This window comes from Rhizobium subbaraonis, assembly GCF_900220975.1.
GTDB classification, from domain to species: Bacteria; Pseudomonadota; Alphaproteobacteria; order Rhizobiales; family Rhizobiaceae; genus Mycoplana; species Mycoplana subbaraonis.
Map to the genome: position 1 here is coordinate 1 of NZ_OBQD01000056.1, position 8,628 is coordinate 8,628.

The window sequence follows — 8,628 nt, forward strand, 5'->3', positions numbered from 1 at the left end:
GATCGGGAAACTGATAGACCTCATCGAGCCTCAAGAAGCGCGCAACTTCTTCACATCATGCGGATACGATCCAGCATGAAAGGGAAACGCTCTAAGGCTGTTCCTTCTCGTAATTGTCTGGGCCTGAGGGCGCGCTCGACAATGTTGCCTGGTTGAAGGCTCTAGCATGAAAGCATTGTGAAAGCGTGACGGCCCTGGGTATCCTCATAAAATTCATGCTCTTTCCGGTATACTCATTTTGATGCATGCATACCTGCTGACACGTAGGCCACAATCTCTTCTATATCGAGATTGATGTTCTTTCTTTTGTTTGTCTGAGGGACAAGTTCGTCCAGTCGATTAGTGTCGGAGAAGGTGTAGAGATAGGAACCAATCATTAGTGACATTCTCATGTAGACACTTTCTGCATCAAGATGAGGAAGGGCTGCAAGAAATGCTTCTGCGTATGCTCGGGTTGTCGTATCATACACTTGGCTACGCAATTCGAAAGCCAGTGCTTCCGGCTCCATGTGAAGCCTAGAATGCAGTCTAAGGAACGCTCTACCCTGTGCGCTTTCCCGAAGCCTGATCGAAGGCTCAAGAAAGGAACGTACAAGATTCGCAACGCTCGGGACGTGATTGTCTGCTTTCAGCCGTTTCAAACCTTCCGCTCGTGCGGTCGCTATCTCCGTTCCTTTCCTTAGGAACACCTCACGGAAAAGATTCTCTTTGTTTTTGAAGTAGTATCCAATCAGAGCATTTGTAACCCCAATTTTGTCGGCGACCTTCCTAAGTGTAGTTCCTGAGAATCCAAGTTCGGAAAATACTATCTCTGCGGCGTCAAGTATATCTTCACGAGAAGTTGTGAACCCTTCTGGACGCCCAGGCCTTTTCCTACCTTTATTTGTTAGAGCAGGGCCTTCTTCGATCATTTTTGATCTGCTTTTTGTCATGGAAAATTCCTCAGCGCGGAAAGGTCGAAGATGATCTCCTTCTTGGAAAAATCATGCAGGGATGCTTCGATATGAAGACTCGCTCTTTGGTCGCAGGCAGTTGCGTTTATAACCATGTCTCCGCATTTTTGAGAATACGGATCTCTTTGCAACTGCCTGCTATCCTCTCACGTCAGAGGTTGTGCTTGTGGGACAGGATATATGAATTCATCCCACCATCGGCCGGAATGTTCACACCTCTGATCCACCTCGAACCATCGCTAAGAAGGAACGCGACGACCGGTGCTATGTCTGACGGCCGGCCTGGCCGATCCATAACTCGCATGTCTTCTTCTACGCGTGCACCCAGTGTCTTCACAAAATCGGCAAGAATGGGTGTCTCAACCGGCCCTGGGCTCACTGCATTGATACGGATTCCGCGGTCGCGCCAGGTCCAGCGGTTCTGCAAGGTCCATACGATCACTGCTTCCTTTGAGAAGAAATAGCTGCGCTGTTCATCGATATCATGCTCGCGGCAGAAGTCGGGAATTTGGTCGAATTCGAGGCCCTCGGCTGCTCGGATCTGCGGAACCGAATCCGCCCAGCCAACGCCGGCAAGGGACGCAATACTGACGATCGCTCCATTTTCGCTCATCTTGGAAACGAGCTTTTCCGTCAGGTACTTGAGGCCGACCACATTCACAGCGACCACCACCTCGGGGGGGGCGGTCGGCGGAACGCCGGCAATATTGGCGAGCCCGTCGATTCCGTGCGGCAAGCTGGCAACAAGTGCGTCGATTGAATCTCGGCTCGACAAGTCGGCTTGGAAGAAACTATCGACAGCTTCCCCCGCGGGATTTCGATCGACCCCGATGACCGTTCCCCCTTGCCTTTTTATGGTACGAGCCGTTTCGGCACCGATACCGGAAGACACGCCGGTCACTACAATCGTCTTTCCTGTAAGCATCATTCTTTCTCCATTGCATGGTTTACTGATACCTGCGCGCGACTAGAATGGTGGGCGCGACTTATCTGGTCCGGAAGGTCTGCCCGGGACGGTGCAACGATACCCGATCGCAGAAACGCCTGTTTCCGAAAGAGACTTTCTGACCTTTTTCCTAGAACTTGTGGGGATGGGGGTGCTCTCGGATCGTGAGCCACTGCCACTCGCAATAGGCGTCGAGATTGACGGGACCGCCGATCGTCTGCCCGTTACCTGATGCCTTCCGGCCACCAAAGGTGATGAATGGTTCATCGGCAACGGTCTGATCGTTGATATGCAGCATGCCGACTTCAAGCTCCTCGCCCAACCTCATGGCCCGACCGATGTCACGGCTGATGATGCCGGCCGAGAGCCCATACTCGGTGTCGCAGGCCAGCCGCAGTGCTTCCTCTTCGGTGGAGAAAGGAATTATCGAAGCCACGGGACCAAAGACTTCCTCTCTATATGCGGCCATGTCGGGGCGAACATTGGCGAGGACTGTAGGCTTATAAAAAAGCCCCTCAAATTCACCGCCCAACAAAAGCTCGGCTCCTTCCTGTACCGAGCGCTGCACGATGCCATGCACGCGGTCGCGCTGGCTCGCGTCGATCAGCGGACCGATCGCCACGCCCGAGTCGGTTGGATCCCCCCATTTTAAGGTCCCGGCTTTTTCGACAAATTTCTCGGTAAAGTGCTTCACTAGGGGAGCTGCTACAAGAATCTTGCCAGTCGCCATGCAGATTTGGCCTTGATGCAAGTAGCTTCCCCAGATCGCGCTTTCTACGGCAAGATCGAGATCCGCGTCCTCTAGGATCATCAGAGGGTTCTTCCCGCCAAGTTCCAACTGTGCTTTTTTGAGCATACGGCCACAGACCTCTCCCACCTTGCGACCAGCTGATGTAGAGCCAGTGAAAGAGATCATCGATATGCCCTCTGCCTCGCACATCGCCTGACCGACATCACCACCACCGGGCAGGATTTGTAAAAGCTTTTCTGGCAATCCAGCCATTTCGAGAATCCGGGCCAAAAGTACGCCACCACTAAAGGGTGTCCGTGGATCAGGCTTAAGAAGCACTGCATTACCTACTGCGAGTGCCGGCGCCAGTGAGCGGATCGACAGGATCAGGGGGAAGTTGAAGGGCGAGATGATACCGATTACGCCATGAGGTACCCGCCGGCCTATGCTGGTGCGGCCTGGTATCTGTGGAAACACGTATCCTTGAGGGTCAAGCACAGTCGAAGCCGCCTTCTGCAAGAAGGCAGCACCCGCAGCAAGCTCTATGCGTACTTTCGCCGAAGCGGAGCCGGATTCGCGCACGAGCCATTCAGCGTATTCGGCAGCGTTGGCTGACAGGATATCGGCGGCACGGCGCATGACTGCCGCTCGCTCTATGGCAGAGGTCCTGGCCCAAGTGCTTTGCACGGCAGCGGCAGCCTCGACGGCCCTAATCACGTCCGATGGTCCTGCCTGCGCGATCCGCGCGAGAACCTCCCCGGTTGCGGGTTCATGGACCTTGATGGGCGAACTGGAGCTTGGCAGTCCGTTGGTCCAAGTATCTGCCTCCCACAACTGCTCCGGCAGCAGGTTTCCGCGATTGATTTTCATAATTACCTCGTTTTCACGGTGGGATCATGCGCCAAGATAAGCACGGCTGACATTCGGATCATTGCGCAGTTCCTCTGCAGTTCCCGCGCCAACGACCCGTCCAGTTTCGAGTAGAAAACCTCGATCGCTGATTTCTAGACTGCGCAAGGCATTCTGTTCTACAAGAAGAATGCCGGTCCCGGTCTCTCTAACCTGAACAAGAGCGCGAAAAAGTTCCTTCGTCATGAGCGGAGAAAGTCCCAGAGATGGCTCGTCCAGCAGAAGAATGTCAGGCGCCGACATCAGCACTCGGCCAATGGCGACCATCTGCTGTTCACCACCACTCATGGTGCGCACCTGTTGCGAAAGCCGTTCCTCTATGCGTGGAAACAACGATAGCACCAGATCGAGCATCTCCTTTTCGCGCGCGCGACCACGCTTGGGATACGCGCCCAGCAGGAGATTTTCGCGAACTGTTAATTCGGCGAAGTTGCCTCGTCCTTCCGGCACGAGCCCGATCCCGGTATCCACCAGAAGGTGCGGGGCGAGTTTTGAAATATTTTGGCCGTTCATACGGCGCACGGCCGCCATAGGCCACGGTACAAGGCCGCCAACAGCTTTAAGAAGCGAGCTTTTTCCCGCTCCATTCGCCCCGAGAATGACGACGCATTCTCCTTTCGCGACGGTGAGCGAAACACTATCAAGCGCCAGATGCTTACCGTAGTTCAGCGAAAGATTTGTGATCTCAAGCATCGATGGCCTCATCTTCGGTTTCGCCGAGATAGGCGCGTTTCACATCTGCATTGGCGAGCACCTGTTCGGTGGGGCCGTCCGCGATGAGCTTTCCAGTGGCTAGGACTATGGAACGATTACACAGGGCCCGGATGGCTACCATCACATGTTCTACCATCAGAATGGCGATGCCCGACTCCCGCAATGTTTGGATCAAGGATATCCCTTCTTGAAGCTCAGTGGGGTTCAGGCCGGCGAGCCATTCATCCAGCAGCAGCACTTTCGGTTCCAAGGCTAGTGCGCGAGCAAGCTCCAAACGCTTTTGGTCGATATACGTCATGTCGCCGGCACGTAGCCCTGAGCAGTTTGAAAGACCGATCCGTTCCAAAATTGCTATTGCTTTGCTGCGCGCCGGCTCTCCCGTCAGACGTGCGCCGGTGAATGCCATCGCGGAGGTCAGATTATCAAGGGCGCTCATACCGTGCGCCACCCTTACGAGCTGAAATGTACGGGTCACTCCGAGTGCGGCGATGCGATGGGGCTGAAAGCCAGTAATTTCTCGCCCGTCGAGCCAAACAGATCCGCCATTGGCTTTCAGACTACCCGAAATCACGTTGATGACGGTGGTCTTCCCTGATCCGTTTGGTCCCAAAAGCCCAACGATCTCTCCTGGCGTCAGGGAAAATGAAATCCCGTTAACCGCTACATTCCCGCCAAAAGCTTTTCGAAGATTGGTTACTTCGAGTACAGGGTTCATGGCTGAGCCTCCAGTTTTGCGCTCACATCGGTATGTGTATTGCTTGCCGATGTCCGCTGGCGCCCATGTGAAAGCAGTCCAACAATCCCATCAGGGATGAAATAAACGACGATCATGAAGATCGCGCCGACTAAAATTGAGAAGTGGTTCGGGAAGTTTGCTGACAGATACTCGATGACTAAAACCAGCGGCACTACACCGAGAATCGGTCCGAATAGGGAGCTGACGCCGCCGAGGAGCGCCATGATAAGCACCTGGAACGAAATGTTGGCGTTGAACGCGATACCGGGGTCCAGATAGGTCCAGCGCGGGGCGATGATCGCACCGGTCAACGTAATGAAAGAGGAGCTGATGGCAAAGAGCATTACCTTAACCCGCGTCGTGTTTATGCCAATATGCTTTGCTACGATTTCATCTTCGCCGATCATGCGAAGCGCCGTACCCAGCCGACTGTGCTTGATCCAAATTCCGACCAAAAAGAGAATGGCCAGAAGCGCTGCCAGCTGCCAATAAATCTGGGCTGAGGTGATATCGAGAAAGATGTACCGCGCGCTGGTGCGCGTGACGTTCACCTCGTACCAACTTACCAACTGACGGATCAGTTCGGACAAGCCGAACGAGAAAATCACGAAGTAGACGCCAGATAGGCGTAGTGTCGAAAGCCCTACGAGCGCGGCGCAGACGAGGCCGATTACGAGGGCGACTACAAGGATCGCGGGCCATGGCAGGTAATCAGCGAGGACTGCAGTCGTGTATGCGCCGATGCCGAAGAAGCTCCCGGTTGCGAGCGATATATATCGCGTTGGGCCTGAAAACATCGCCCAAGCCGTTGCCATAATTGCGAATTGGAGAAGAGTGATGCCAATTGAAAGATGGTAGTCGGATGTAAGAACCAGCGGCATGGTCATAAGAACGATCAATGCCGCCAGGCCGATGAATGCTTTGACTATGGTCGACATGCTCATTGGGAAGCTCTCCCATAAAGCCCCTTGGGCAGGAAGATTAAGACAAGGAGAAACAGCGCGTAGTTCGAGACGATCGTCAGTCCCGGATCAACTAGACGAGCAACGATGGCTTCAACGAAACCCAGAAGCATGCCAGCGACGAGGCAGCCTTTCATATTTCCGACGCCTCCCATGATCACCACGACCAAAGCCTTCATGGTGAAAAGCACGCCCATCGTCGCCGAGAAGGGCAGGAACATGCTGATCAACACACCTGAGGCTGACACCAGCGCTCCTCCTGTCGAGAAGGCGAGCGCAGAGACTAGGGCGACGTTTATTCCGACAAGCACAGCAGAAGCGGGCTCGGATGCTATTGCCTGCACCGCCACGCCAAAGCGTGTTTTCTTCATGAGGAGGTAGGCGCTGCCGCCAATCAGTAAGGCAGAAATGAAGACCAGCAGCCGATTCGCTGCCACATGTGTGCCTAGGATCTGCACTGGCACAGATAAGAATGAGTAGCTTGTGTAGTTACCACCGAATGTCACGAGCAGGATACCCTGCAAGATGAACATAAGGCCGAAAGTTGCAAGAATACTGTCCTTCTCGAGTGCGGCGCCAGCTTTGCTGCGCCGAACCAAGGGAACCATCAGAACGCGATATACAAGCCAGCTGAACGTGAAGCTCAAAGGAATGATCACAATGAGGCTGGTGATCGGGTTGATGCCAAATTTCGCCGTAAACAGCCATGCGAGGAAGGAGGCTGCTATCAAAAACTCGCCATAGGCGAGATTCATTATGCGTGCCACCCCGTACTGCAGGGTCAATCCCATGGCTACAAGGGCATAGAGCCCCCCGAGGGTGAGCCCGCTTATAAGAAGATCTAGGAACATCTACATTTGCCAATTCATTGGAAGGGTGATGGGTTGAGCCCATCACCTTGTGGTTCACTATTTCCAAGCTGGCTTAGGCACGATTGCCGTGCGGGCACCCTCGAGTGTGGATGGATAAAGGCCGTAGAAATCTCCGTTTTGCCACTGCCCGATGTGGAAAAATCTTTCGAGTTCTTGGGACTTTAGGCTGATCTCGCCGAGAACTGTCTTGAAGTTGCCCGACTTGAGTTCAGCAATGATGGTCTCGTGATCCAATGTAGCCCTCGTTTCGATCGCCTGTTGTAGTGCCTGAAGGCCGGCGTAGACCAGCTGGCTAGCGAAGCGGTCGGCCGGATAGCCCGCGGACTCCATGTGACGCTTAAAGAAATCCTGAATCTCCGGATTGTCGATATTGGCACCACCCAGTGCCATGACCCCCTCGGTATTCTTTGCGAATTTCTCGCCGAAGACTGGCAACGCGGGGCCGACACCTAAAAGGTATACAGCCGGGTTGAAGCCGATAATGCGCGCCTGATCGGTCATCGTTATTGAATCTTCTGGATAGGTATTCCCAATGAAAACATCGGGCGTTTTCGAAGCGATCTCACTCAGCATCGGGGTGAAGTCTTGAGTCGCAAGTGGATAAGACGCATCGTAAACAATCTCGAAGCCATGCTCCGTCAGCGCTTCGCGATAATTTGACGAGAGTTCGACGCCCAGAGCGTCGGCAATTCCGGTGAGCGCAACCTTGTTGCCAATCTTGCCCTCATCTCGCAGGCTAGCCAGCATGTCAGAGCCACTTTTGGCAATGATCGCGCTCGTGCCCTCGAAGAAGAAAATGCCGGGCCACCGCGCTATGAGATTGTCTGCCCGCTCAGTTAACGTATTAAACGCCAGATGCGGATATCCGGCCTTCGAAAGGATAGGAGCGACGGCTAGATTCAGACCGGTTCCCCACGGGGCCAGAATTAGATCGACCTTGTCCTGGGAGATCAAGCGTTCGACAGCGCGTACGGCCTCTTCGGGACTCGAGCGGTCGTCATACTCCACGACTTCGATTGGTAACCGTTTCTCACCGATCTTGAGGCCGCCGGACTTATTGATCTCTTCCACCCACATTTCGTAGACAGGGGTGGCGCTTGCGGCCGCCCCGCCAGCGAATACGCCCGTCTTTGATATAGCATAGCCGATGCGGACCTTGTCTTTCATTTCCTGCGCCAAGGCGGGCAGGCTGAGGCAGGTGAGCATGGCGGCAAGGGTAAGCCGTCTAGTGAGCATGAATGACATGGAACCTCTCTGGAGTTTGTTTGTCTTTATTATTGATTGCTGTGGGAACCCAGCCGCAGGCGCCTTCACAGGCTTGAAGCCATGCGCTCTGAAAACTTTCTGGGATCGTAGTCATAGACCCAATCAGTATTGATACCCGTTGTGCGTGGGTCTTCCTTCGCCCGACGAGCATATTCCGCGTCACGTGCGGCCATTTCTTCCTCGGATGGCAGGTGGTAAGTTCGACCACGTTCGCGCGCTTCGAGCTGCACCCGTGAGGTTCGAGGAAGGCGCTCGGCCTCATAGGCGGCGAGCGCGGCGGTCGGATCGTTGCGCCGCAGGTCGAGTGCCTCAGCTAGAACATAGGCATCTTCGATGGCCATGGCCGCGCCCTGGGACAGGAAGGGCAGCATCGGGTGACACGCATCACCAAGCAGGGTTACGTTGCCTTTGATCCACGTCTTCATCGGATCGCGGTCAAACAGACTGCGTATTCCGATGAAGCCGGCCATTGATTCCGAAACGAAGCCGGCCACCCATTCCGATTTCATTCCGGCCAGCATTCCGATTTGAAGCCGGCCA

General features: G+C 54.5%; 9 protein-coding genes. All 9 read right to left on the reverse strand.

What is annotated here, in order from left to right; translation table 11 throughout:
• Positions 1 to 233 precede the first annotated feature (233 nt).
• Positions 234 to 932, reverse strand: a complete 699-nt coding sequence (locus CRO48_RS31035) for a TetR/AcrR family transcriptional regulator (protein ID WP_245423730.1) — start codon at positions 930 to 932, stop codon at positions 234 to 236.
• Between the two features lie 172 nt (positions 933 to 1,104).
• The gene (locus CRO48_RS31040) at positions 1,105 to 1,878 is read right to left on the reverse strand and encodes a coniferyl-alcohol dehydrogenase (RefSeq protein ID WP_097143498.1); all 774 of its coding nucleotides are present in this window, start codon (positions 1,876 to 1,878) and stop codon (positions 1,105 to 1,107) included.
• 151 nt (positions 1,879 to 2,029) lie between these two features.
• Positions 2,030 to 3,499, reverse strand: coding sequence for a benzaldehyde dehydrogenase (locus CRO48_RS31045; protein WP_097143492.1), 1,470 nt, complete (start codon positions 3,497 to 3,499; stop codon positions 2,030 to 2,032).
• 24 nt (positions 3,500 to 3,523) lie between these two features.
• Positions 3,524 to 4,231, reverse strand: a complete 708-nt coding sequence (locus tag CRO48_RS31050) for an ABC transporter ATP-binding protein (RefSeq protein WP_097143493.1) — start codon at positions 4,229 to 4,231, stop codon at positions 3,524 to 3,526.
• On the reverse strand, positions 4,224 to 4,967 hold the full coding sequence (locus CRO48_RS31055; RefSeq protein WP_097143494.1) for an ABC transporter ATP-binding protein: 744 nt from the start codon (positions 4,965 to 4,967) through the stop codon (positions 4,224 to 4,226). Before CRO48_RS31055 ends, CRO48_RS31050 begins: the two co-directional genes overlap by 8 nt.
• A complete protein-coding gene (locus tag CRO48_RS31060) occupies positions 4,964 to 5,932 on the reverse strand; it encodes a branched-chain amino acid ABC transporter permease (protein ID WP_097143495.1) in 969 nt (322 codons plus the stop codon). The genes CRO48_RS31055 and CRO48_RS31060 overlap by 4 nt, the downstream gene beginning before the upstream one ends.
• Positions 5,929 to 6,801, reverse strand: a complete 873-nt coding sequence (locus CRO48_RS31065) for a branched-chain amino acid ABC transporter permease (RefSeq protein ID WP_097143496.1) — start codon at positions 6,799 to 6,801, stop codon at positions 5,929 to 5,931. The genes CRO48_RS31060 and CRO48_RS31065 overlap by 4 nt, the downstream gene beginning before the upstream one ends.
• Positions 6,802 to 6,858: 57 nt before the next feature.
• Positions 6,859 to 8,067, reverse strand: a complete 1,209-nt coding sequence (locus CRO48_RS31070) for an amino acid ABC transporter substrate-binding protein (protein WP_245423731.1) — start codon at positions 8,065 to 8,067, stop codon at positions 6,859 to 6,861.
• 65 nt (positions 8,068 to 8,132) lie between these two features.
• Positions 8,133 to 8,628: FAD-dependent monooxygenase (locus CRO48_RS31075; RefSeq protein WP_176526963.1), on the reverse strand; the 496-nt coding region annotated here is incomplete at its 5' end.